30 protein-coding genes are annotated in these 23,798 nt (G+C 56.1%); 14 read left to right on the forward strand and 16 right to left on the reverse strand.

Going from position 1 to position 23,798, the window contains the following annotated elements:
• Positions 1 to 70 precede the first annotated feature (70 nt).
• On the forward strand, positions 71 to 448 hold the full coding sequence (locus CKX93_RS02350; RefSeq protein ID WP_076754885.1) for a DsrE family protein: 378 nt from the start codon (positions 71 to 73) through the stop codon (positions 446 to 448).
• 8 nt (positions 449 to 456) lie between these two features.
• Here the strand turns inward: CKX93_RS02350 and folK are convergent, their stop codons facing one another.
• The gene (folK, locus tag CKX93_RS02355; protein ID WP_234982779.1) at positions 457 to 966 is read right to left on the reverse strand and encodes a 2-amino-4-hydroxy-6-hydroxymethyldihydropteridine diphosphokinase; all 510 of its coding nucleotides are present in this window, start codon (positions 964 to 966) and stop codon (positions 457 to 459) included.
• Positions 953 to 1,309 (reverse strand): dihydroneopterin aldolase, encoded by a 357-nt coding sequence (gene folB / locus CKX93_RS02360; RefSeq protein WP_076754888.1) that lies wholly within the window; start codon positions 1,307 to 1,309, stop codon positions 953 to 955. The genes folK and folB overlap by 14 nt, the downstream gene beginning before the upstream one ends.
• Before the next feature lie 117 nt (positions 1,310 to 1,426).
• On the opposite strand from folB, the gene rpmB reads away from it, so the two are divergent.
• Both rpmB and rpmG read left to right on the forward strand, forming a co-directional pair.
• Positions 1,427 to 1,663 (forward strand): 50S ribosomal protein L28, encoded by a 237-nt coding sequence (rpmB, locus tag CKX93_RS02365; RefSeq protein ID WP_076754889.1) that lies wholly within the window; start codon positions 1,427 to 1,429, stop codon positions 1,661 to 1,663.
• A gap of 11 nt (positions 1,664 to 1,674) precedes the next feature.
• The gene (gene rpmG / locus CKX93_RS02370; RefSeq protein WP_076754891.1) at positions 1,675 to 1,842 is read left to right on the forward strand and encodes a 50S ribosomal protein L33; all 168 of its coding nucleotides are present in this window, start codon (positions 1,675 to 1,677) and stop codon (positions 1,840 to 1,842) included.
• Between the two features lie 49 nt (positions 1,843 to 1,891).
• On the opposite strand, the gene CKX93_RS02375 is transcribed toward rpmG, so the two are convergent.
• Positions 1,892 to 2,137: a DUF6967 family protein gene (locus tag CKX93_RS02375; protein WP_420828607.1), complete on the reverse strand. Its 246-nt coding sequence runs from the start codon at positions 2,135 to 2,137 to the stop codon at positions 1,892 to 1,894.
• A gap of 52 nt (positions 2,138 to 2,189) precedes the next feature.
• On the opposite strand from CKX93_RS02375, the gene CKX93_RS02380 reads away from it, so the two are divergent.
• Both CKX93_RS02380 and mutM read left to right on the forward strand, forming a co-directional pair.
• Positions 2,190 to 3,176 carry a chorismate transformation FkbO/Hyg5 family protein gene (locus CKX93_RS02380; protein ID WP_143339907.1) on the forward strand — a complete coding sequence of 329 codons (987 nt, stop codon included), beginning with the start codon at positions 2,190 to 2,192 and terminating at the stop codon, positions 3,174 to 3,176.
• The gene (gene mutM / locus CKX93_RS02385) at positions 3,160 to 3,978 is read left to right on the forward strand and encodes a bifunctional DNA-formamidopyrimidine glycosylase/DNA-(apurinic or apyrimidinic site) lyase (protein WP_076754895.1); all 819 of its coding nucleotides are present in this window, start codon (positions 3,160 to 3,162) and stop codon (positions 3,976 to 3,978) included. The genes CKX93_RS02380 and mutM overlap by 17 nt, the downstream gene beginning before the upstream one ends.
• 3 nt (positions 3,979 to 3,981) lie before the next feature.
• Here mutM and CKX93_RS02390 read toward each other — a convergent pair whose 3' ends face one another.
• The 3 genes from CKX93_RS02390 to CKX93_RS02400 are packed head-to-tail and all read right to left on the reverse strand — an operon-like array spanning position 3,982 to position 6,120.
• Complete coding sequence (locus tag CKX93_RS02390; RefSeq protein ID WP_076754897.1) at positions 3,982 to 4,230, reverse strand: YfhL family 4Fe-4S dicluster ferredoxin; 249 nt, start codon at positions 4,228 to 4,230, stop codon at positions 3,982 to 3,984.
• A 46-nt stretch (positions 4,231 to 4,276) separates the two neighbouring features.
• A complete protein-coding gene (gene coaD / locus CKX93_RS02395; protein ID WP_076754899.1) occupies positions 4,277 to 4,756 on the reverse strand; it encodes a pantetheine-phosphate adenylyltransferase in 480 nt (159 codons plus the stop codon).
• 59 nt (positions 4,757 to 4,815) lie between these two features.
• On the reverse strand, positions 4,816 to 6,120 hold the full coding sequence (locus CKX93_RS02400; protein WP_076754901.1) for an MFS transporter: 1,305 nt from the start codon (positions 6,118 to 6,120) through the stop codon (positions 4,816 to 4,818).
• Between the two features lie 96 nt (positions 6,121 to 6,216).
• Between CKX93_RS02400 and CKX93_RS02405 the strand changes: the two genes are divergently transcribed.
• Both CKX93_RS02405 and CKX93_RS02410 read left to right on the forward strand, forming a co-directional pair.
• The gene (locus tag CKX93_RS02405; RefSeq protein ID WP_076754903.1) at positions 6,217 to 6,606 is read left to right on the forward strand and encodes a DUF6627 family protein; all 390 of its coding nucleotides are present in this window, start codon (positions 6,217 to 6,219) and stop codon (positions 6,604 to 6,606) included.
• 7 nt (positions 6,607 to 6,613) lie between these two features.
• Positions 6,614 to 7,624, forward strand: a complete 1,011-nt coding sequence (locus tag CKX93_RS02410) for a PA2778 family cysteine peptidase (RefSeq protein ID WP_234982780.1) — start codon at positions 6,614 to 6,616, stop codon at positions 7,622 to 7,624.
• A 2-nt stretch (positions 7,625 to 7,626) separates the two neighbouring features.
• On the opposite strand, the gene mgtE (CKX93_RS02415) is transcribed toward CKX93_RS02410, so the two are convergent.
• From mgtE (CKX93_RS02415) to rluD, 3 genes are read right to left on the reverse strand one after another with little or no spacing between them, the layout of a single operon-like run.
• Complete coding sequence (gene mgtE, locus CKX93_RS02415) at positions 7,627 to 8,982, reverse strand: magnesium transporter (RefSeq protein WP_076754904.1); 1,356 nt, start codon at positions 8,980 to 8,982, stop codon at positions 7,627 to 7,629.
• Position 8,983: 1 nt separating this feature from the next.
• Entirely contained in the window at positions 8,984 to 10,336 is a 1,353-nt protein-coding gene (mgtE, locus tag CKX93_RS02420) for a magnesium transporter (protein WP_076754906.1), read from the reverse strand.
• Positions 10,337 to 10,393: 57 nt separating this feature from the next.
• A complete protein-coding gene (gene rluD, locus CKX93_RS02425) occupies positions 10,394 to 11,347 on the reverse strand; it encodes a 23S rRNA pseudouridine(1911/1915/1917) synthase RluD (protein WP_076754908.1) in 954 nt (317 codons plus the stop codon).
• A gap of 49 nt (positions 11,348 to 11,396) precedes the next feature.
• On the opposite strand from rluD, the gene CKX93_RS02430 reads away from it, so the two are divergent.
• Both CKX93_RS02430 and CKX93_RS02435 read left to right on the forward strand, forming a co-directional pair.
• Positions 11,397 to 12,185 (forward strand): outer membrane protein assembly factor BamD, encoded by a 789-nt coding sequence (locus CKX93_RS02430; RefSeq protein WP_234982781.1) that lies wholly within the window; start codon positions 11,397 to 11,399, stop codon positions 12,183 to 12,185.
• Between the two features lie 13 nt (positions 12,186 to 12,198).
• A complete protein-coding gene (locus CKX93_RS02435; RefSeq protein ID WP_076754910.1) occupies positions 12,199 to 12,720 on the forward strand; it encodes a nitroreductase family protein in 522 nt (173 codons plus the stop codon).
• On the opposite strand, the gene CKX93_RS02440 is transcribed toward CKX93_RS02435, so the two are convergent.
• Genes CKX93_RS02440 through sucC form a run of 4 tightly spaced genes read right to left on the reverse strand, consistent with a single transcriptional unit; the run spans position 12,717 to position 16,765 of the window.
• Positions 12,717 to 13,055 (reverse strand): P-II family nitrogen regulator, encoded by a 339-nt coding sequence (locus CKX93_RS02440; protein WP_076754911.1) that lies wholly within the window; start codon positions 13,053 to 13,055, stop codon positions 12,717 to 12,719. The genes CKX93_RS02435 and CKX93_RS02440 overlap by 4 nt on opposite strands.
• A 40-nt stretch (positions 13,056 to 13,095) precedes the next feature.
• Positions 13,096 to 14,730 carry an NAD+ synthase gene (locus tag CKX93_RS02445; protein ID WP_076754912.1) on the reverse strand — a complete coding sequence of 545 codons (1,635 nt, stop codon included), beginning with the start codon at positions 14,728 to 14,730 and terminating at the stop codon, positions 13,096 to 13,098.
• Positions 14,730 to 15,599, reverse strand: coding sequence for a succinate--CoA ligase subunit alpha (gene sucD / locus CKX93_RS02450; RefSeq protein WP_076754915.1), 870 nt, complete (start codon positions 15,597 to 15,599; stop codon positions 14,730 to 14,732). Before sucD ends, CKX93_RS02445 begins: the two co-directional genes overlap by 1 nt.
• Positions 15,596 to 16,765, reverse strand: a complete 1,170-nt coding sequence (gene sucC / locus CKX93_RS02455; RefSeq protein WP_076754917.1) for an ADP-forming succinate--CoA ligase subunit beta — start codon at positions 16,763 to 16,765, stop codon at positions 15,596 to 15,598. The genes sucD and sucC overlap by 4 nt, the downstream gene beginning before the upstream one ends.
• A gap of 47 nt (positions 16,766 to 16,812) precedes the next feature.
• Between sucC and CKX93_RS02460 the strand changes: the two genes are divergently transcribed.
• The 5 genes from CKX93_RS02460 (at position 16,813) to zapD (ending at position 21,127) form a co-directional block, all read left to right on the forward strand.
• Positions 16,813 to 17,055: a PP0621 family protein gene (locus tag CKX93_RS02460; protein WP_076754919.1), complete on the forward strand. Its 243-nt coding sequence runs from the start codon at positions 16,813 to 16,815 to the stop codon at positions 17,053 to 17,055.
• A gap of 92 nt (positions 17,056 to 17,147) precedes the next feature.
• Positions 17,148 to 18,389, forward strand: coding sequence for a GspE/PulE family protein (locus tag CKX93_RS02465; RefSeq protein ID WP_076754921.1), 1,242 nt, complete (start codon positions 17,148 to 17,150; stop codon positions 18,387 to 18,389).
• Between the two features lie 5 nt (positions 18,390 to 18,394).
• Positions 18,395 to 19,591: a type II secretion system F family protein gene (locus CKX93_RS02470; RefSeq protein ID WP_076754923.1), complete on the forward strand. Its 1,197-nt coding sequence runs from the start codon at positions 18,395 to 18,397 to the stop codon at positions 19,589 to 19,591.
• Between the two features lie 17 nt (positions 19,592 to 19,608).
• A complete protein-coding gene (gene coaE / locus CKX93_RS02475) occupies positions 19,609 to 20,229 on the forward strand; it encodes a dephospho-CoA kinase (protein ID WP_200799803.1) in 621 nt (206 codons plus the stop codon).
• Between the two features lie 127 nt (positions 20,230 to 20,356).
• Positions 20,357 to 21,127: a cell division protein ZapD gene (zapD, locus tag CKX93_RS02480; RefSeq protein ID WP_076754926.1), complete on the forward strand. Its 771-nt coding sequence runs from the start codon at positions 20,357 to 20,359 to the stop codon at positions 21,125 to 21,127.
• A gap of 28 nt (positions 21,128 to 21,155) precedes the next feature.
• Here the strand turns inward: zapD and CKX93_RS02485 are convergent, their stop codons facing one another.
• Genes CKX93_RS02485 through argJ form a run of 3 tightly spaced genes read right to left on the reverse strand, consistent with a single transcriptional unit; the run spans position 21,156 to position 23,796 of the window.
• Positions 21,156 to 21,632, reverse strand: a complete 477-nt coding sequence (locus tag CKX93_RS02485) for a hypothetical protein (RefSeq protein ID WP_076754928.1) — start codon at positions 21,630 to 21,632, stop codon at positions 21,156 to 21,158.
• On the reverse strand, positions 21,632 to 22,585 hold the full coding sequence (locus CKX93_RS02490; RefSeq protein ID WP_076754930.1) for a Nudix family hydrolase: 954 nt from the start codon (positions 22,583 to 22,585) through the stop codon (positions 21,632 to 21,634). Before CKX93_RS02490 ends, CKX93_RS02485 begins: the two co-directional genes overlap by 1 nt.
• The gene (argJ, locus tag CKX93_RS02495; protein WP_076754932.1) at positions 22,582 to 23,796 is read right to left on the reverse strand and encodes a bifunctional glutamate N-acetyltransferase/amino-acid acetyltransferase ArgJ; all 1,215 of its coding nucleotides are present in this window, start codon (positions 23,794 to 23,796) and stop codon (positions 22,582 to 22,584) included. The genes CKX93_RS02490 and argJ overlap by 4 nt, the downstream gene beginning before the upstream one ends.
• Between the last annotated feature and the right edge of the window lie 2 nt (positions 23,797 to 23,798).

Genomic DNA, 23,798 nt, shown 5'->3' on the forward strand with positions numbered 1-23,798 from the left:
CTTGAGACTCAAGCCGAAGCGGACTAGTCTTCAGGAACGCCGTATTTATTTTTAACCAAAGGAAATCGCCATGGCTGAAAAAGTCGTTTTTATGTTGGTGAATACCCAACTCGACCCCCCCACTTCCTTGGGCACACCATTTTTTCAAGCCACGGTCGCAGCCGCCATGGATCTAGAAGTGGAAATGTATTTCGCCGCCGAGACGGTCAAATTGCTGAAAAAGGGTGTGGCTGAAAAGCTTTACCCCGGCGCGGCTCAGGAAAAATCCATTTATGCATTCATGCAAGATGCGCACGAGCTCGGCGTTAAATTTTACGCCTGCTTTGGCGCTACTGATGAGCATAACGTCACGCCGGAGACCGCCATTCCGGAACTCGATGGAATGCGCGGTGGTGGTGCATTTATTGGCGATATCGTCGAAGAGGGCGTGATCGCTCTGACCTACTAGATGCGTGGTTACGCGAGTGCGTCGTCCCAACAAAACTCTATCGCTTTAAGCCATTGACCATCGAGATCAAAGACCTCCCAGAGGCAACGCATGGTCGTCCCTAACTGCGGATGCACCAAATCCGGCGCGAGATCTGCCAGCGGTCGCAAAACAAAGGCATTGTGCACAATCTCATCTCGAGGCAAAGCATAACCGGGCCCCTCAACCACCTGATCACCCAGCAACAGCAAATCCAAATCCAAAGTCCGATCCGAAAACCGCGCCACACCGCGAACGCGGCCATGCTCGTCCTCGATGCGCTTAAGCGCTTCAACGATGATCTCTGCTGGCTCAGCGGTATCAAAAGCCGCTACCGCATTAAAAAAAGGATCCCCATCAAAACCCACAGCGCCAGTCTCATACACTGGTGAGAACATCACCGCACCAAAGGCCTCCTGCAGCGCTCGGGCAGCGCCGCGGAAGTGGTGTTCGCGATCAACATTCGAGCCCATACTGATAAAGGCTCTAAGCACGCTCACCCCGCTCAATGCAAATCCCCACTTCACTCGAGCCACGCACCGCCCCCGGCTTACCTAGGGTCAACCGCAGCCAGGGCACGGGGAATTCCTCCAGCACCATCTGCGCAATATCCTCGGCCATCGCCTCCACCAACTCGCGCTGATTGTTTTCCACCAGTTTGATGACGCGCTTGGCTACTGACTTATAGTCAAGGACATCTTCGATGCGATCACTCTTTGCTCCTGGGCGAATATCTGTCCCCATCTCCAGATCGATGCGCACTTCTTGGCGAATCGCCTGTTCCCAATCAAAAATGCCAACGGTGGTCATGACCCGCAGGTCTCGTATGTAGACGATATCCATGCGCGCACTATAACCATGCGACGGTCTGAGTGGGAAGTGACTTGCTCGCCACCACACCTTCCGCTATGATGGCGCGCTTTCCTTGAATCAGCCTGGTTTTTAGCCGGAGAACACCTCATGGCCCGAGTCTGCCAAATCACGGGTAAACGCCCGATGACCGGGAACAACGTATCCCACGCGCACAACAAGACGCGTCGTCGTTTCCTGCCCAACCTGCACGAACACCGCTTCTGGGTCGAAAGCGAGAACCGCTTTGTGCGCCTGCGCGTTAGTCAAAAAGGCATGCGCATTATCGACAAGAAAGGCATTGACACCGTGCTCGGTGAAATCCGTGCCCGCGGCGAAAAGGTTTAAGGAGCTTCATCATGGCAAAAGGTCCTCGTGAAAAAATCCGCCTCGTTTCCAGCGCTGGAACCGGGCACTTCTATACCACCAGCAAGAACAAGCGCAACATGCCGGAGAAAATGGAGATCAAAAAGTTTGATCCCGTGATCCGTCAGCATGTGATGTACAAAGAAGCCAAAATCAAATAACAAAGGATGGGGTCTGACCCCCACAGAGGGGCGAGCCCCTCTGTGGGGGTCAGACCCCTTTTTTTATGGCCTCTTCTGCCCAAACCTGCATCAACTTGCCCCAACGATGCGCAGTGGCTGGGTCCAAATCCAAATGACTAAAATGCTCATCCTCGCGAATCAAAACACGCAGTAGAGGGATCCCCGAGTCGTGGATGATTTGCCGCATTTCGATGGTCTCGCCCAGCGGTGCCTTGATCTGTTCCATGAATTGATACTCTTTCACGCAAAAGTCTGTAAAAAGCTGCGCCCACATGATACGCCTAAAGCATCGCTTCCAGTAACATAGGCGCATGCTTAACCCATCCGTGGACAGTCCCATTCAGATCCATCTGCAGCCTGCCGATCAAGCGCCCGCTGTGGATGAATTCACCCTGGCACAGTTCACCTTCGGTGAGGAAATGTACACCCAGCCCGAAGCCCCTTCGCTGCTGCGCTTAGGCCTAAAACCCTTGGCACCCGTTCACACCCAAATCGAAACTTGGCGCTGTGCTCAGCCCGTACAACGTGGCTTTGAACAAGACGTCGGTTATGCCCACAGCTCAGAAATTCTGTTTGGCTGGACCCACCTCGACGAGGCATGCTTTGACGATGACATGGAAAAGGCCGCCGAGTACGCTTATGAACGCATCATGCAGCTGCATCGTGACAAAGGTTTCGCTCACCTGCTAAGAATCTGGAACTACTTCCCGCGCCTGCATGAGGAACGCGATGGACTGGATCGCTACCAACTCTTTTGTCTTGGACGTCATCGGGCTTTAGAGCGGGTCGCGCTCACCGAGGGCGCATTACCCGCTGCCACTGCCATCGGCACGCATACCCCTGGATTGATGATTTATTTTCTCGCCGGACGCGAACCCGGCAGACAAATCGAAAACCCCAGACAAGTCAGCGCTTTTCATTATCCGCGCCGCTATGGCCCCAAAAGCCCCTCTTTTTCACGCGCCACGCTGAAGCACTGGGGTGAAAAAGCTCAGCTCTACATTTCCGGCACCGCCAGCATTGTTGGTCATAAGAGCCTACATATGGACGTTCGCGCGCAACTCGATGAAATTCTGGCCAACCTCAGCAGCTTGATCAAGGCGAGTGAACCAGACCTAGCCCATTTACAGCAAGACCCCGCGCGCCTGTCTTTGCTTAAGGTCTATGTGCGTCATGCAAAAGACCTCGAGCTCGTGCAACAACATCTGCAAAGCAGGCTGTCGCAATCACTGCCGGTGTTGTACTTAGAAGGCGATGTCTGCCGTGAGGATTTGCTGGTAGAGATCGAAGGCCTCTATGCCGGAACTACCTGAGGTCGAGACCACCCGCCGCGGCATTGAGCCGCATCTGTTGGGGCGGCGCATGACCCATATTCGCGTCTACGACTCGAGGCTGCGCTGGCCCGTGCCAGCGGATTTACCCGATCAATTCCGTGACGCCTGCATCCACGCGGTCAAACGCCGTGGCAAATACCTGTTGATCGATTGCGCCAAGCACGGCCATTTGCTGATGCATCTGGGTATGTCCGGCAGCCTGCGTATTCAGCCCACCACCGCGCCCAAACGCAAGCATGACCACGCCGAACTGCAGCTAGATTCAGGGCAATGTCTGCGGCTGCATGACCCACGCCGTTTCGGTGCCCTGCTTTGGTTTAACCCTGAACAAGGTGATCATCCGCTGCTGCTCAACCTCGGCCCCGAGCCTTTAGAGGAGCATTTCAATGCCGACTACTTGTTCAAAACCGCGCGCCGCCGCCAGGTCAGTATCAAAGCCCTGATCATGAACAGTCAGGTTGTGGTCGGTGTGGGCAATATCTACGCCTCTGAGGCCTTATTTATGGCCGGCATCCGCCCTCGGCGTGCTGCTGGGCGCATCACCCGCGCTGAAGCCCAAAAGCTCGTGGATTCGATTCGCAGCGTCCTACAAGAGGCCATCACCCAAGGGGGTACGACCCTAAGGGATTTCCTTAGGGAAGATGGCTCACATGGCTACTTCTCGCAAAGGCTCAAAGCCTATGGGCGCGCCAATTTGCCTTGCACTAAGTGTGGCGCCGAGATTCGTCAGATCACTCAGGGCAGACGCTCAAGCTACTACTGCCCGCAATGCCAGCGCTAAACCTCAAACAGCGGTCAGGCGCTCATATTTAGCCATCAAAACATCTTGCGACTCTTTATTGTCGGGGTCAGAGATAATGCAATCCACCGGACAGACTTCCACACACTGGGCCGTCTCAAAGTGACCCACACATTCGGTGCAAAGCCCCGAATCAATCACATAAATCTCTTCGCCAGGCGAGATCGCACCATTAGGGCATTCTGGTTCGCAGACATCGCAGTTGATGCACTCATCGGTAATCATCAAGGCCATGTGACACTTTCCTCTTTCAGAATAGGGTTTTAAAAAAGCCGCGATTCTAACGAAAACGCTGTTTCAATGCAGCCTGTACCCCGTCAGGTACAAAGCATGAGACATCACCACCCAACATAGCAATTTCCCGCACCAGACTTGAGGACACATAGGCATACTCCTCAGCCGGGGTGAGAAACATCGTCTCCAACTGCGGCGACAACTTGCGATTCATACTCGCCAGCTGAAATTCATGTTCAAAGTCAGAAACCGCGCGTAAGCCACGCAGCAGAACCTGCGCGTTTTGCTCTTTGGCAAACTCCGCCAGCAAGCCACTAAATCCCGTGACCTCCACTCCATTCATCCCTTTTAAGGCATCACGAGCCATCTCGCAGCGCTGTTCAAGGCTGAAGACCGGCTGCTTACCAGGATTGGCAGCGACGGCCACAATCACCCGATCAAACAAACGCAAGGCCCGCCGCACAATATCAATATGCCCCTTAGTAATGGGATCAAACGTGCCGGGATAAACCACACTGACCTGCATAAAGAGCGTCTTCCTGATTCAGTCCGTAAGCACTAAGTATAGCCAGCAAAAGCCCGGCGTCATCGGTCTGCTGCCTCCGCAATGCCACGACCACGATCCTCGTCAAGAAAAAGCACGCTGATAAAGGCCAGAGCGAACAACACCGCGCAGAACAAGATCGCGGCATGCAAACCCATCGCCCATTGCAGTAAACCCAAACCCAAAATCCCGAAAATCGCCGCCAACTTGCCCGCCAAACCCCAAAAGCCAAACAACTCACCCACACGCTTAGTCGGCGCCAAAACGCCCACTAAAGCGCGCCCTGCCGATTGCGCTGATCCCAAACACAAGCCCGCCACACAACCCACCACCAGAAACACATGTTGGGCTTCATAAGGCAGCCAGCGGCCCAGCCATGGCGTGGCAAAAATCAGGGTCACAGCGACCACCCAGAGCGCCAAGGTCGCTAGATAGACGCGCCGCGCGCCCAGCCTGTCCTGCAAAAAACCAAAACCCAAAGCACCCAAGGCCGCGGTAATTTGCACCAAAACAAACATGGTCACGCGCACCGACTCATCCCAGCCAATCACCTGTGCCCCATAAATAAAAGTGAAGGAGATGACGATGTAGATGCCAGCCATGGCAAAGAAGACCGAGATCATGAGAATACTTAAATCGCGAAAAGCCGCTAGGTCTCTCAGAGTCTGGCGCACCCGCCGATATCCCATCACCCAGTAGCGCCGCGGATCTCCAGCCAAACGTCGCTGGCGACCACGATCCCTCAGCCATATAAACGTGGGCAACGCCGAAACCAAGAAGAAGAGGCCCGCGAATGGCCCCACCCAACGAATCCGCTCGAAGTTCTCCAAGCTCACTTCGCCCAGCAATAACAAGGCAAACACCGTAGCCACCAAGCCCCCAACATAGCCCAAAGCCCAACCAAAGCCCGAGATCCAGCCTAAGGCGTCTCTAGGCCCCAAATCCGTCAGGAAACTGGCAATAAATGACTCACCAATGGCGTAGGCAAAATTAGAGACCACAATCAGGGCCATGCCCAGCCAGATATAGCCGGGGGCGACAAAATACAGCAGTGTGGTGGACACCACAGTCAACACATAACTGGCGAGCAAAAACCGTTTACGCGCTTGCGTAAAATCCATCACCGCCCCAGCCACCGGCGCGGTAATCACCACCGCCAGATAACTCAGCGCCAGAGCGACACTCCACAGGAGATTGCCCAAGCGATAATTATCAGAGGCATCACCGACTATCACGCGAGTGAATAAGTCGCCAAAAATCACGGTGATAATCAACAGCGTATAAGCCTGATTGGCGAAATCAAACATCGCCCAACCGAAGATTTCTCTAAAACGCGCTCGCTGCATGCCGCTAGCCTAAGCCCACTCCGTGCGCAGCACAATTGACCGATGCGAAACAACACAACACAATAGAGACACCCCATACTTGAGGATGTCACTGCTATGCCACGTTTTCTTTTGACCACCCGTTCTTTCCTAGTCGCTTTAGTATTTTTTGCTGTGGCCGCGGCGCCGGCCAGTGCCAGTATGCTGGGCACTGAACAGCTGCTCATGGCAGAACAAGTCGCTCAGGACCGCGCTGCGCTGATTGCCGAATTTAGTCGCGACGAAGTCGCTGAGCGTCTGACCGCACAGGGTATTGATCCCTCTTGGGCTGCCGAGCGTGTGGCGCGCATGACCGATGCTGAAATCCAGGAATTGCAGGCGCGCATGGATGAGCTTCCTGCTGGCGCCAGCGCTCTGGGTGCTGTTGCCGCGGTGTTCCTGATCATGGTGCTGCTCGATGCTTTTGGTGTTACCGACATCTTCTCCTTCGTCCAGCCGGTCCGCTAAGCATCTAGTGCGTGTTTTGACTCATGCCAGCCCACGCTGTGGGCTGGCTTTTTTATCTCTGCTGGGCCTACTACTGCTCAGCGGCTGCGCTGGCACGCCACAAACCCGGGCGCTCACTCAGTCACCGCCGCCACAGCTAGCCGATCGAATCGAGCTGACACAAACGCCTTTCTTTCCCCAAGAACAATATCAATGTGGACCCGCAGCGCTGGCCACCGTGCTCAATCACCAAGGATATAGAGTCAGCGATACGGCTCTAGTCGATGAAATTTATGTGCCAGCGCGCCAAGGTTCGCTACAAACAGAAATCCTCGCTGCGGTACGCAGTCGCGACTTAATGGCTTATGTGCTGGAGCCTCAACTGGAATCCCTATTAAAAGAAGTCGCCAGCGGCCGACCGGTGCTGGTGATGCAAAACCTCGGCGTGAGCCTTTTCCCCGTTTGGCACTACGCTGTGGTGATCGGTTACGACCTGCCCGAGCAACGCATCATCCTGCGCTCGGGTCTCAATGAACGCCACATCAATAGTTTTAAGACCTTCGAGCGCACATGGCGACGCGCCAACCGTTGGGCCATCATCATCACTGACCCCAATGAAATTAATGCCAGTGCCCAAGTTTTGCCTTGGCTGCGCACCGCCTCGGGTCTAGAGCAAACGGGGCGCCTTAAAGCCGCGACATCAGCTTACCAAAGCGCCATGCATCGCTGGCCCGAACAACCGATTGCTTGGATTGGTCTAGCCAACACACAAGTAGCGGCGGGAGACACTCAGGCTGCTGAAGCGGCGTTGCGCGATCTGGTGGCACAACATCCCCACAATGCGCCTGGGTGGAACAATCTGGCCAATGTGTTGTTACTGCATGGCTGCGCGATGCCAGCCCTCAACGCCGCTCAATGTGCCATCAGGCTGCAGCCCGAACACCCGAGCTTTCAGGAAACACTGCGTGCGGTCAGTCGACAACCGGAAATGTCCGAACCTGAGCACTGCTCAGCCACGCCACCCTGCCCCCTGAGATAAGCCTAGACCTGCAGCTGCAAAATAGCCGTTGCCACGCCGAAATAAACGAGAATACCGCCGACATCGGCGATGGAGGTAACTAACGGCGCACTGGCCGTAGCGGGGTCCATTTTCAGACGGGTCAAAATCAGCGGCAGCAACAAACCCACCATACTGCCAACAATCACCACCAGCACCATAGCAATAGCCACAGCCAAGCCCACATCGGGGCCGCCCAACCAAGCCGCCGCCCCCCAAATCGCCAGTCCTAATGTGAACCCCAAAGCCACGGATACCAGCAGCTCCTTGGCCCACAACGACCACCAATCGCGCAATTGCACATCGCCGGTGGCTAGCGAACGCACCATCAGAGTCGATGCCTGAGTACCAGCATTACCGCCACTAGCAATCACCAACGGCAGGAAAAATACCAAGGCCACAACCATCTCAATCGCCGTCTCAAAAAGAGCGATGGCGGCGCCACTCACGAGGTTCACCAAAATCAAAATCAGCAGCCAGCCCACTCGCTTGCGATACAGCAACTGCATGCCCGCATCTTTGAGGTTGAGCATCAGCGGACCCACACCCACACTGCCCATGCGCAGAAAGTCCTCAGTGGTCTCTTCCTCGGTGACGTCCATGACATCATCCACCGTGATGATGCCAACGAGAATCTCGCGCTCATCCACCACCGGCAAGACTTCAAGGTCATAACGACGGATCAATTGCACCGCTTCTTCTTGATCAGCCCGGGTTTGCACGTGAATCACATCCGTGCGCATCAAACTGCCCACCTGCCGTTTGGCCGCTCCCAACAACAAATCCTTGAGTTTCACCACACCCAGCAGCCGACCGTCCTCATCCGTCACAAAAGCCACGTTAACGGTCTCACTTTCCTCGTATTTTTCGCGCACATGATCCAAAGCCTGAGCCAATGTCCATTCGCTGCGCAAAGCGATAAACTCCGGCGTCATGCGCCGACCCGCGCTGTCCACGGGATAGGCCAGTAGGCTCTTGATGACCCAGCGATCCTTATCGGGCAACAAGCTCATCAAATCGCGCGCCAGCTCCTCTGGCAAGCGATGAATCACCGCCGCCGCATCGTCAAATGAGAGCTCAGCCAATAGCGCTGCCCGCTCGTCATCATTGAGATCCAGCATGATGCCTTGCTGCTGATCCTCACTGAAATAAGAGAACACATCGGCTGCCCGCTCCTGCGGCAAAGTGCGAAATAGAACCACCCAATGACGACGATCCAGCTCAGCAACCAGTTCCGCTAGATCCTGATCCTGCAATACATCCAGATGCGCATGCAGGATCTGCCAATCACCGGCTTCGAGGTGCTTACTCAGTTGTTCTACACTCAGGGACTCGCTCATCTCACACGATCCCCAAAATCATGGCAGCTAGGCTGAAATAAATACTGATACCGGCGACGTCGGCAATCGAGGTCACTAAAGGCGCACTGGCTGTAGCCGGATCCATCTTGAAACGCGATAAAACAAAGGGCAGCAGCATACCGAGCATACTGCCCACAACCACCACCAGCAGCATGGCCAGAGCAATCAGCACCGCAACGTCCATGCCCCCGCGCCAAAATCCCAATGCAGAAACAGCCACCGCCATGGTCACCCCCAAGGCCGTGGCCACCAACAGCTCTTTACCCCACAGCTTCAACCAGTCGCTGGGCTCGACATCACCGGTGGCCAAAGAACGCACCATCAAGGTGGATGACTGCGTCCCGGCATTACCTCCGCCCGCAATAATCAAGGGCAGGAAAAACACCAACACCACCAGCGCCTCAATGGCGTCGCCATGACCCGCAATCACGACACCACCGATCATATTGATGGCAATTAAAATGAGCAGCCAGCCCACCCGCTTACGGTATAAAAGCGCCGGCGAGGCATCGCGTAAACTGAGGTTCAAAACGCCCAAACTGCCCATGCGCTGGAAATCCTCGGTGGTTTCTTCCTCCTCCACGTCCAACACATCGTCAACGGTCACAATCCCCAGAAGTTCTTGGTCCTCATCCACGACCGGCAATGCCGTCAGGTCATAGTGGCGGATCATATGCAGCGCCTCTTCCTGAGGCTCATGCGCATCGATAGCGATCACTGAGGTCGTCATCAAATCGGAGACCAGCTGCTCCGACTCACGGCGCAGAAAATATTTCAGTGGCAAGACACCCTGCAACACGCCGTCCTCATTGGTGACATACACCAGATTCACGGTCTCGCCGCGCTCGGCTTGAAGACGCAAGTGATCCAAGGCTTGGGCCATGGTCCACTCGGGGCGCACACTCACCACAGCCGTGGTCATCAGGCGGCCACAACTATCCTCCGGATAGCCTAATAAAGTCAGTGCGCGACGAATCGAGCGGAACGGCAGCATGCGCAACAAACGGCGCACTTCCGGCTGCGGCAATTCCTCAAGTAGAGCGGTCAGGTCGTCGGGCAACATCTCCGAGAGCAGATAACGCCCCTCACCAACCGAGATTTGCTCCAGCAACTGCATCTGCTGACCATGCTCGAGGTAGGAAAACACATCCACACGTCGGCCCAACGGCAGCAGCCGAAATACATCGCGACGTTCGGCGACATCCAATTCCGCTAAAACCGCGGCAATATCCTGAATGCGCATCTCATCCAAGCGCGCCCGCACACCGCTGAGGTCAGCGGCGGCCAAACACTCAAGTACGTGTTCTAGATCGTGGAGATGCGAGGAGTCCATGGGCCGATATTTTTACATATCCAGATGACGAATAGCGGACAGCCGGGGGGCTTTGTCTCACTCTTTTGCATCTAAGCAGGGCAGCAGTTGCGCGAAATCATCCGGCAGTGGCGCCTCACATACTAAGGCTTCGCCCGTCTCAGGGTGCACCAGACCTAAGCGAGCGGCATGCAAGGCCTGTCGTCGCAACTGCTGCAACTGCGTAATCGCCGCCTCCGACAAGCCGGCAGGCAAGCGTAGCCGCCCACCATAGGTCGGATCACCCACAATGGGATAACGAATATGCGCCATATGCACGCGGATTTGGTGGGTACGCCCTGTCTCCAGTTTGACCCGCAACAAAGTGAAACCCGAATAGCGCTGCTCGACACGATAATGGGTAATGGCTTCCCGACCATTGGCGACAACTGCCATCCGCTTGCGATCTACAGGGTGACGACCAATCGGCTCATCCACCGTACCACCGGAGATCATCTCGCCCTGCACCAGGGCCAGATATTCACGGCTGACGCTACGCGCCTGCAGCTGGCGCACCAAATCGGTGTGGGCGCGCAGAGTTCGCGCCACCACCAAAAGACCCGAAGTCTCCTTATCCAAGCGATGCACTATCCCGGCCCGCGGCAAACTCGCTAACTCCGGCGCGTAGTGCAACAAGGCGTTCACTAACGTGCCTTGCGGATGTCCTACGGCAGGATGCACCACCAACCCCGCTGGCTTGTGAATCACCAAGAGATGTTCATCTTCGTAGATCAAGTCAAGCGGCAAAGGCTGAGCCACATCCTCGCTGACGGCCACATCCTGAGCGGCATCAATCAACACCTGCTCACCCCCCAGCACCTTATCGCGAACCCTTGGGGTACGCCCATCCAGCAACACTTCACCCGCTTGTATCCACTGTTGCAGGCGACTGCGCGAATAGTCTGAAAATAGCTGGGCTAACACGCTATCCAGTCGCTGTCCCGAGAAGTCTTCGGGGATCAAGGTCTGCAGCTGGATACGTGTCTTGCTCATGGGGCTCGGTTATACTGAGGGGATGTCATTATCCACTGCCTGGAATACCATGTCAGCTATGCGACTCGTCATTATCGCCTTACTTAGCCTCACGCTCATCTCGGGCTGCAGCTCTTGGCGCTCAGACCCCACCCGAGATTGGTCCGCCAGCCAGCTTTATGAAGAGGCCAAATCCGCTTTGAATCGGGGCAGTTATGATCGCGCCGTGGAGCTTTATGAAACGCTGGAAGCGCGGTTTCCCTTCGGCCGCCACGCCCAACAAGCTCAGCTGGAAATCGCCTATGCCTATTACAAGGCGCAAGAACCTGAAATGGCGATTGCCGCCATTGACCGTTTCCTGCAGATTAACCCACGCCACCCGCATGTGGACTATGCCTATTATCTGCGCGGCCTCACCAACTTTGAGCGCGATCTGAGTTTTATTAATCGTTGGATCCCACAGGATCAGTCCCGCCGCGATGCTGCGCCGCTGCGCGATGCTTTCGAGGATTTTGGCAATCTTGTGCGCAACTTCCCCGACAGCCGCTATAGCCAGGACGCGCGTGATCGCATGATGCATCTGCGCAACATGCTGGCCGATCATGAACTCTACATCGCTGACTTTTATATGCGGCGCGGCGCTTGGTTGGCTGCCGCCAAGCGAGCCAGCTATGTCATCGAGCATTATGATCAAAGTGATGCCGTCCCTCAGGCACTGGTGATTATGGTTCGCGCCTACCGGGAACTGGATATGAATGATCTGGCGGATGATGCTTTACGGGTTTTACAGCTAAACTTCCCTGAAGAGGCGCAGCGTCAACGACTCAGTCATCTTCCGCAGCCGCACCGCTCTAGCTAGGGGGCCAAGGCTCATGTGGGACTTCTTTCAAACCGTCAGACATCGCCACTCCATCCGGCGCTACCAAAAAGACATGCCGGTTGAAGCGGAGAAACTGCATGCCATTTTAGAGACTGCCGTGACCGGACCTTCAGCGGGGGATCTGCAGTCCTACCGCATCATCTGCGTCCAAGACGAGGGCCTTCGCCAGAAACTGGCGGAAGCGGCTAACGGCCAAAGTTTCGTCGCCGATGCGCCGGTCTGTTTAGTGTTTTGTACCGATACGCAGCGAGCCGCCCAAGAATATGGAGAACGCGGCCGCACGCTGTTTGCAGTGCAAGATGCCACCATCGCCGCAGCCTATGCACAGTTAGCCACCGTTGCCGCCGGCATGGCCTCGACCTGGGTGGGGTTCTTTGATGAGCAAGCCGTCGCCAAACTGCTGAATTTGGAAGCGGGAATCACGCCCGTGGCCCTGATGTGCGTCGGTTATCCGGCAGAAATACCCACGGCCTCGCCGCGGCGCCGGCTCGATGAAGTGATCAGCCACCGCTAAAGCGCGTCGACGTTCTCCTCACCTGTGCGAATCCGCACAGCACGCTCCAAATCGGTCACAAAAATCTTGCCATCGCCGATCTTGCCGGTGCGCGCCGCCTTGATTATGGCCTCAACACAGGCATCGACCATGGCGTCATCCACACCGATCTCCAGCTTCACTTTAGGGATGAAATCCACCACATACTCAGCGCCGCGATAAAGCTCGGTGTGGCCTTTTTGTCGACCAAAGCCTTTGACTTCGGTGGCGGTCAGACCCGTGACGCCAATTTCCATCAGAGCTTCACGCACATCTTCTAACTTGAACGGCTTGATAATCGCTTCGATTTTTTTCATGCCCTAGAGTCTCTGTCCTCAATAGTGAATATCAGCAAACCTAGTGTAACAGCCTGCCATAACCCGATGTAATGGGATAGCGCCGATCCTTACCGAAGTTACGGCGGGTAACACGCACACCTGGAGGCGCTTGGCGGCGCTTGTACTCATTGCGCAGCACCAAACTGATCACCCGCTCCACCGTTGCGGCATCAAATCCCTCAGCAACGATCTGCGCATAAGAGGCATCCTGCTCGACAAAGCGCTCCAAGATAACATCCAAAATCTCATAAGGCGGCAGACTGTCTTGATCCATCTGATCAGGGGCCAACTCCGCTGATGGCGGGCGCTGCAGTACCCGTTCTGGGATCGCTGGGCTACGCATATTGCGATAACGTGCCAAGCGATACACCCAAAGTTTCGAGACGTCCTTAAGCGGCGCAAACCCCCCCGCCATATCGCCATACAGCGTGGCATAACCCACAGCCATCTCGCTCTTATTACCCGTAGTCAAAAGCATGCGGCCGGTCTTATTGGAAAAAGCCATTAAAATCATGCCGCGGCAACGCGCCTGGATATTCTCCTCTGTGGCGTCTTTAGCCAGACCCGCAAAGGGACGCTCTAGGGCCTGCATGAATGACTCTACCATCGGCGCGATAGAAATCTCATCGAACTTAACCCCCAGCAGCTCAGCTTGGGCCTTGGCATCTTCACGGCTGATATCCGCCGTGTAGTGGTAAGGCATCATCAAAGCCTCGACCGCATCAGCCCCCAAGGCATCCACCGCGATACACAGCGTCAACGCCGAATCAATACCGCCAGAAAGTCCCAGCACCACGCCGTGAAAGCCATTTTTTTGAACATAATCGCGCACGCCGGTGACCAGCGCCTCATACAAACTGGCCTCGTCCGTCTGTTCGGGGGCCATCACCCCCTGATGCAGACGCAGCCCCTGGGCATCCACGGTCAATTCCAATGCATACAGGCCCGTTTGCCAAGGAGGTGCGCTCAAATGCAGCTCGCCTGAGGCATCCACTGCCAGCGAATGGCCATCAAACACCAACTCATCCTGACCACCGACCATATTGAGATAGACAATCGGCAAGCCGGTTTCTGTCACCCTTTGTCGCAGCACACTCAGGCGCTCAGCCCCCTTTCCCAGATGATAGGGTGAGGCATTGATATTCAAAATCAGCTGCGCACCGGCATCACAGGCTTTTTGCGCCGGCTCGGGACCCCAAATATCCTCACAAATTGTGATGCCCATGGGCACGCCCGCCACCTCAACCACCAAAGCTTGCTGACCTGCGCTGAAATAGCGTTTCTCGTCAAACACGCTGTAGTTAGGCAAGCGCTGCTTGAAATAAGGCCCCAAGCGTTCCCCATCGCGTAACAATACGGCCGCATTAAACAACTGACCGTTCTCACGCCAAGGCAGCCCGAGAACAACATCGATGCCACGCACCTGCTGAGATAGCTGCTGTAACGCCCGCTCACAGCGATCATGCAAGCTAGCGCGCAGCAGCAAGTCCTCCGGCGGATAGCCGGTGAGCATCAGCTCAGGAAACAAGATTAGATCGGCACCCACCTCATCGCGGGCGCGCAGACAGGCCTGAGCCATAAGCTCAGCATTGCCCTCAACATCGCCAACGAAAGGATTGAGCTGGGCCAGCACCAGCTTGATCGATCGAGTCATTAGGCCATCAGTGCGCGCAGAGTTTCACCCATATCTGCCGGCGAGCGCACCACCGTGGCCCCAGCAGCCTCCAGCGCTGCAAACTTTTGATCTGCCGTGCCTTTGCCACCAGAAATAATCGCCCCGGCGTGGCCCATACGCCGCCCGGGCGGTGCCGTCACGCCAGCGATATAAGCCACCACCGGCTTGGTCACATGCGCCTGAATAAACTCAGCCGCCTCTTCTTCGGCAGTGCCGCCAATCTCACCGACAAGAATAATCCCCTCGGTTTGCGGATCGTCCTGAAATAAACGCAAACAATCGACGAAGTTCATGCCCTGGATGGGATCACCGCCGATCCCGACACAGGTGCTTTGCCCCAGGCCGGCATCGGTTGTCTGTTTGACGGCTTCATAAGTTAAAGTCCCAGAGCGCGAGACAACCCCCACCCGCCCGGGCTGATGAATATGGCCAGGCATAATGCCGATCTTGCAGGTGCCTGGGGTGATGATGCCCGGACAATTGGGGCCAATGAGATACACCGAACGCCCTGCCAAAGCGGCTTTGACCTTAAGCATATCCATGACGGGAATGCCCTCGGTGATACAAGCAATCACCCCAATGCCCGCATCAGCTGCTTCCAAAATCGCATCGGCCGCAAAAGCGGCCGGCACATAAATCATCGTCGCATTAGCACCCGTGCCCTGTACCGCATCATGCACGGTATCAAATACCGGCAAATCCAAATGCTTCTGCCCACCTTTGCCGGGTGTCACGCCGCCCACCATCTGTGTGCCATAGGCAATGGCCTGTTCTGAATGGAAAGTCCCTTGCTTGCCGGTGAAGCCCTGACAAATCACCCGCGTATCTTCGTTAATCAAAATACTCATGCGCCTACTCCTGCAGCTGCTACCACTTGGCGCGCGCCCTCAGTCAGTGACTCAGCCGTGATGATATTAAAGTCGCTCTCCGCCAGTAGCTGCCGGCCACGCTCCACGTTAGTGCCCTCCAAGCGCACCACCACCGGCACCCCGACATCCACCTCGCGCACGGCGCTGATAATGCCCTCAGCAATCAAATCACAGCGCACAATGCCGCCAAAGATATTCACAAACACGGCTTTGACACTGCCATCAGACAAGATGATCTTGAAGGCTTCGCTGACCCGAGCTGCGGTAGTGCCACCACCCACGTCCAAAAAGTTGGCCGGCTCGCCACCATGCAGCTTAATCAAGTCCATGGTTGCCATCGCCAATCCAGCGCCATTGACCATGCAGCCAATCGTGCCATCCAAGCGAATATAATTAAGCTCATGCTCACTGGCGCGGGCCTCGGCCGCATCTTCCTGACTAAGATCGCGCAGCGCTGCAAGTTCCGGCTGGCGATAAAGGGCGTTGCCATCCAAGTTCACCTTGGCATCCAAGGCAATCAAATCCCCGGCCTTGGTCACCACCAAGGGATTGATTTCCACCAAACTGGCATCGCTTTCGACAAACAGGCGATACAGCTGCCCCAAAAGCTTCACGAAGGCGCCGATCTGCGCTCCTTGCAAACCCAAAGCAAAAGCCGCACGGCGTCCCTGATAGGGCATATAACCCACCACTGGCTCAACAAAAAGGGTTAGCAGCTTTTCTGGCGTCTTAGCCGCCACCTCTTCAATATCCATGCCACCAGCAGCCGACACCATAATCGCCACGCGCCGAGTACCGCGATCCACCACCAAACTGATGTACAACTCGCGATCGATATCGGTGAGCGACTCGATCAGTAGCGTTTGGATTGGCAGCCCCTGAGGACCGGTTTGATGGGTCACCAACTGCTGCCCCAGCAAGCCATCAGCGGCCTCCTTCACAGCGGGGACACCCTTGACCAGCTTCACCCCTCCAGCTTTACCCCGCCCTCCGGCGTGTACCTGCGCCTTGACTACCCAAGCCTCACCGCCCAAGCTCAAAGCGGCTTGCTCGGCTTCGGCGACACTGGCGGCTGGTTTACCTTCGGGAACCGGTATGCCAAAACGGCGAAATAAGTCTTTTGATTGATACTCGTGCAGGTTCATGGTTTTGTAGTACCTTTTTTATCATCACACACGATTGGGATTACGCCATGCAAATTCTATTTGTTATTGCTGCACTGGTACTTTTGTTCATGATCGTGCGGCTCCTATTGCGTACGCCCAAAACACCGCGCCCACAGCAGGCGCCGAAAGTCACATCGCGACGCATGCTGCGCTGTGATCACTGTGGCCTACACGTCCCCGAGAATGAAGCGGTCCGTGAGGGAAACAAACACTTCTGCTGCCCTGACCATCGCGATATGGCGCTCAGCAAGCAGTCTACACGAGATTGATTCTCCGCAATAACGCCCACTCATCCATCCCGTATAACCGCTCACGCAGTTGACCCTTGCTGAGGCGCCTGAGTCGCTGCAGGCTCTGGGGTATGCACAGTCAGGATACTTTGCAGTGGTTACAAGATTCGCTGGATTCCGAAGCGCATGATCTAAGGCGCGAGGATGTCCCCATCGTCAAGCTGCTCAATGAGCTCTTGCTCGAAGCCATTCAAGCCGGCGCCTCCGACGTGCATTTTGAACTTCATGATCAGCAACTGCGGGTGCGCTTTCGCATTGATGGTTTGTTATACACCCGGCGCCAAATGCCACAGCGCCTCGCTGCGCGCATCCATTCGCGACTCAAGGTCATGGGCCGCATGGATATTGCCGAGCGGCGTCTGCCTCAAGATGGTCGCGCTCGGCTGCGCTTTGGCCATTCAGATCCCATCGATTTGCGCATCAGTAGCTGCCCGACTGTGCATGGCGAGAAACTCGTGGTGCGTATTCTCGATAATCGCCAGACCGGTCTGGGTGTCGATGAGCTAGGTATGTCAGCCGCACAAGCCGAGGATTATCGCAAAGCCCTAACCCAGCACCAAGGCATGATTCTGGTGACCGGCCCCACCGGCGCGGGAAAAACTGTCACCTTGTATGCCGGCTTAAAACAGCTCAACTCGGGGGAGCGCAATATTGCCACGGCCGAAGATCCGGTTGAGATCACGCTACCGGGGATAAATCAGCTCAATGTGCATCCCGTCATCGGTTTGAACTTTGCCCGTGCCCTACGTGCTTTTTTACGCCAAGACCCCGATGTCATCATGGTCGGCGAAATTCGCGACACCGAGACCGCTGAAATGGCCATTAAGGCCGCGCAAACCGGTCATTTGGTGCTTTCCACTTTACATACCAATAATGCACCACAAACCTTAGAGCGTTTGGCGCACATGGGTATCCCTGCCTACGGCATTGCCGCCTCAGTCAGTCTCATCATCGCCCAGCGGCTGCTGCGGCGTTTATGCCCCCACTGTCGCCAAGTGCAAACCCTGCCCATAGGGGCATTACGAGATCTGGGCTTTAGTGATTCTCAGTTGGCCGAGAACATCCAGCTATTTGCAGCTCAGGGCTGTGAGCACTGCGTGCACGGATATCGCGGTCGCATCGGTATTTATCAGCATCTGCCGGTGAGTGCAGCGATCCGCGATGTCATCTTAAGCGGCGGTAATAGCCATCAGATTGCGACCTGCGCTGCCCGTGAGGGCATGCGCTCGCTCTATGAAGAGGGCCTGCTGCGCGCCGCCCAAGGCCTCACCAGCCTGGCCGAAGTGCAGCGCCTACTGAATACCAGCCGCTAAGACTCATGCATGTCTTTCATTGGCAGGGTATCAATCGGCGTGGCCAGGCCTGCCGCGGCAAAGACTTCGCACCAGATATCGCTCAACTGCGGGCACACTTAGCTCAGCAGGGAGTCACCTTGCTCAAAGCCAAACCGCGGCGCTGGACGCTGAGCTATAAAAAGCCCGGCTGCAAGCATCAGCCTCTGCAACAAGTGCTGGATGACTGTGCCGACCTCTTGACGGCCGGCATCCCCCTTACCGAAACATTGGCACTGATGGTACAAAATCCCGAACACAAAACCCTGCGCAACATGCTCATCACGCTCCGCGATCGCGTGATGGCGGGGCAAAGCCTGGCCCAAGCCATGGCTGCCGAGCCGCAGTGTTTCAAGCCACTGGCCGTGCATTGGGTACAAGCCGGTGAGCAATCAGGAACCCTATCCAAGGTCCTAAAACGCCTGGCGCGTCATCTTCAGCGCCGTGTTGAAGCCCGCGCGCGACTGCAAAAAGCCCTGCAATATCCGGTGCTGGTGGTTGCCTTAGGCATCATCGTCAGCATCGTCATGCTGATCTTTGTCGTTCCTCAGTTTGAGCTCTTATTTCAAGACTTTGGGGCAGACCTGCCAACACTAACAGTCAAGCTTTTGGCGCTCTCAGAGGCGCTTCAGACACATGGGCCTCGCTTGGCGCTAGCCATCATCAGCCTAGTGATGCTCAGTGTTGGGATTTACCGCCGCTACGCCCGTCTGCGCTATCACCTGCATCGAGCCATGCTGCGCACGCCCTTAATCGGTCGCTTTCTGGCATACCAAGCCACTACCCAGTTTGCGCATACACTGACCAGCCTGCTCCAGGCTGGCATGCCCCTGACCGCGGCCTTAATGCTCATGACACCGGGCATGAACAACCTCGTGTTTCAAGAAACGCTGCGCCAAACCGCCGCTGATATCACCCAAGGCCACTCTTTTGCCGCTTGCCTGCGCAACAGTCGCCATTTTCCGCAACATGCCATCAGCCTGATTAGCTTGGGAGAGCAGACCGGCACGCTAGGTATCATGCTAGAACGGCTAGCCACCCTGATTGATCAGCGCCAAGCCAGTCAAACCGAACGCCTGAGTCAACTCATTGAGCCGGTCTCCATGCTGCTGTTAGGTGCGCTGGTCGGGACCATGGTGGTCGCATTGTATTTACCCATTATCCAGTTGGGCACCGTACTGTAATCAGGCATCATAAGGGTATGACGACATCTTCTTTGCCGTTCTGTGTGGGCCTAACCGGTGGCATTGGCTGTGGCAAATCCACCGTGGCGGATGCATTTGCGCATCACGGCATCGACATCATCGATGCCGACCTCATGGCCCGAGAAGTGGTTAAACCTGGGACACCAGGCTTGGATGCCCTGATTGACCGCTTTGGAAAAGGTATCTTAAATCCCGAAGGCGCCCTAGATCGTCAAGCCTTGCGGACCCAGATCTTTGCCGACCCCAAAGCCCGAGAGCAGCTCGAATCCATACTTCATCCGTTGATCTGGACCGCGATGCGTGCCGCCCATGCCGAAGTCAAAAGTCCCTATTGCATTATGGCCATTCCCTTGCTGATTGAGTCTGGCAACCTCAATCGCGTGAATCGCATCTTGGTCGTGGACTGTCCGCCCGAGCTACAAATCCAAAGGGCCATGCAACGTGACCATGCCTCACGCGAACACATTGAGGCGGTTCTAGCCGCACAAGCGAGCCGCAAGCAACGCTTGGCAGCGGCTGATGATGTGCTGGATAACAGCGGGTCTCACCAAGACTTGCAGACAAAAATCAGTCAACTGCATCAACAGTATCTGCAAAGCGCGGCCTTGCACGCATAAATTCTTCTTGCACCAGCGCATCTATCCTGTCTAAGCTTTTGTTTCGGGTGGACAATAAAATACCCAAAAAATAGGGAAGACACCGCGCCCACAAGCCGGTAGCCTGCACAGTTCTGAGAAGCGCGGCATGAGTTCCAGTGTGATTTACGAACAACCTCTAAACGAGCGAATCCGTATGTTTATGCGGCTGGACGCGCTGTTGGCTCGCCTCGGGCAAACCCTAGCCCAAGACAACATCAACGACACTCACCATGCCATTATCACCTTAGTGGAATTGGTAGCGCTTACCGCGCGCATGGACATCAAGCAGGAATTGGCCAAGGAATTGGAGCGCCTAAATACCAATCTCGTCAGCTTACGTGAACGGCCCAATGCCGACGTCAACCGCATCAATACGTTAATCGCGCAACAACGTGCTTGGGTGGATTCCATCTTGGGCTTTGCCGGCTCCATGGACCAACATACCAAGGAAAATGACCTATTCAATAGCATCCGCCAGCGCTTAGCAGTACCCGGCGGAACCTGTGCTTTTGATCTGCCGGTCTACCATCACTGGCTCACCCGCCCCAGCTCCGAGCGACGCCAGCTCATCAAGCATTGGGCCAGCCCCTTTGACGTGCTTAAAGAACCCATCAGTTCGGTTCTACAGCTGATTCGTCGCAGCGGCCAAAGCGAAACACAAACCGCCCACCAAGGATTTTATGACCAGTCTTTGGATGGTCAGCGCCCATGGCAGTTAGTGCGCATTGCCTTACCCCATGGTAGCCCCCTGTATCCAGAGGTCAGCGCTGGACGTCAGCGCTTTAATGTACGCTTTTTAATCGCTCGTGAGGATGGTCAGCGCGCCTGTCAGACTCAAGAGGATGTCTCGTTCACGCTAAGTTGTTGCGCCATTTAAACAGCGCCACAATGGGTTTTGACCGCGTTTAGGGTCGGGTCATCAACAGCGGCACAGACACTTCATAGGCCTGACCGCCATAACTAAAGCGCACTTGCGCCACCCAGTCCAGCCGCCCCGACATACACATGGCCAGAGCCGACGGCGCCACCCAGTGATTCCCCTGGTGCTGCAGAGCAAAGCGATTCATGCCCATATCCATACCCGGCATCACATAGGACACCTCGTCCCCTTGCAACGGCAAATTCGACTCTAAGATAAGATCAAAATCCCGCATCGGCAGAATCTGTTCGGGGCCACGAATACTAACCCAGCCACCGGGTAGATCAACTCGACAAGCCTCCACACCCAGCAAACACCCCTCAGCAGCCGTCAAGCTTTGCTGATCTTGAGGCGTTGGATCCAGTAGCGGCCGCAACCAGAAATGCGCAGCAGCAATGCCAATCAAGACCAGCAACGGCAGGATATACAATAGGGCTCTGGTTTTAGATACGGGTTGATTCATCAATGAGGATCATGCCAAAGCCCGGAGATACCGGCAATACCTTGAGCACCCGCCGCCTTGGCTTTCGCCAAGTCCTCAAGCCTCATGCCGCCCAGGGCATAAACCGGCTGACCGGCTTGGCGCACCCAATCAGCAAACACTGTCCAACCCAAGGGCTTTGCCTGGGGGTGACTGGCGGTCGCCGCCACCGGCGAGAGCACCACAAAATCACAGTCCAATCGCTGCGCTAACGCCAAACCCTCAACATCGTGCACCGAGGCGGCCAAGAGACGCCCCTTGGGCACGGGGCGCGCCTGCCTCGCCTGCACCAAGCGGCGCAGCATCAACTCGGACAGGTGCACCCCATCAGCACCCACGGACATAGCTGCCGCCGGATCGGTATTCACCAAGAGTCGGGCACCCGCTGCATGACACACGGGCAGCAGTCGCTTGGCCAAGGACAGCAATTGCGCTTTCGGGAGGCGCGGCGCCCGCAGCTGCACCAGCGAACCATGGCCTGCGGCCAGTGTTGCCTGCAACCCCGCCATCACGACCTGTGGCGAAGCATCAGCCGGAGTAATCACATAACGAGACGGCAATTGCAACGCCGCCACAATACTGCGGTTGGCGGCAGGAAAGTCCACATCACCCAAAGCCTCAGCACCTACCCAGGTCAGCGGCTGACCTTCCAAACCTTGTGGCTCACCGCGATAATCAGTCACCAAAGCCACATGCAAGACCACGCTCAACTCAGGATAATGATGGGTCAGGGTGATCAAAGGCTCCCACGCTAGGACTTCGACACCCAATTCCTCACCGCACTCGCGCTTTAACGCCGCATCCACATCCTCGCCGGGCTCCAGTTTTCCGCCGGGAAACTCCCACAGCCCGCCTTGAAATTTATGGGCTGCCCGCTGCGCCAACAAAACCTCGCCATCGGCATTACGAATGACCGCTACGGCCACCTGCATCATGAACGGTATTCCGCGTTGATGCGCACATAGTCATAGGAAAAATCGCAGGTATAAATACTGGCCTTGGCCGTGCCGCGACCACCCAGTAAGACCCGTATCAGAATCTCATCCTGCGCCATCACCGCAGCCCCCTGAGCTTCGGTATACGCCGGCGCTCGCCCACCATCCGCAACGATTTGCACCTCGTCTAGCCAGATGGCTACTTGATCGACATCCAAATCCACCAATCCGGCCCGCCCCACGGCAGCCAGAATACGTCCCCAGTTAGGATCCGAGGCAAATAAAGCGGTTTTCACCAGCGGCGAATGGGCAATCGTATAGGCCACCTGCCGAGCCTCCGCCTCATCGCGCCCCCCCTCAACCTGAACCGTGACGAACTTATTGGCACCCTCGCCATCGCGCACAATGGCCTGAGCCAAAGCCAAACACACGCGCTGCATCGCGGCTTCAAAGCGCACGGCATCCTCGGGTGTCTGTAATGTCACGCCTGAGCGACCGGTGGCCATCAACACACAGGCATCATTGGTTGAGGTATCGCCATCCACACTAATAGCGTTAAAGCTTTGCGCATTACACCGCTCGAGCATCGCTTTGAGACTCTGCGGTGCAATCTGCGCATCGGTGGCGATATAAGCCAGCATCGTCGCCATGTTCGGACAAATCATGCCCGAGCCTTTGGCAATGCCGGTGATACACACCTCGCCACCCGACAACACCACACGCTCACTAAAGCCCTTGCCCACGGTGTCGGTGGTCATGATGGCGCGCATCGCCGCCAGCCACTGATCCTCTGCTAAAGCCGCATGGGCTGCTGGCAATGCTGCAGCAATGCGGTCCACCGGCAGCAACTCACCAATCACACCCGTGGAGAAAGGCAATACCGATTGCGGCTCCACCCCGGCAACCGAGGCCAGGGCATGACAACTGGCGATGGCTGCGGCCAAGCCGGGCTCACCGGTACCCGCATTGGCATTGCCCGCATTGATCAACAAATAGCGTGGCGACGCCACCCGCAGATGCTGCTTAGCAACCTGCACCGGTGCCGCACAAAAAGCGTTTTGGGTAAACACCGCCGCACAACTACTGCCCTCAGCCAGCTCAATCAGCAACAGGTCGGCGCGATCACGATAGCGAATTCCCGCCGCCACCGCCGCCAGCCGCACCCCGGCCACAGACCACAATTGCGTCGGTTCAGTCAGCCCTACCGCCATGA

It is taken from the genome of Ectothiorhodosinus mongolicus (assembly GCF_022406875.1).
GTDB lineage: Bacteria > Pseudomonadota > Gammaproteobacteria > Ectothiorhodospirales > Ectothiorhodospiraceae > Ectothiorhodospira > Ectothiorhodospira mongolica.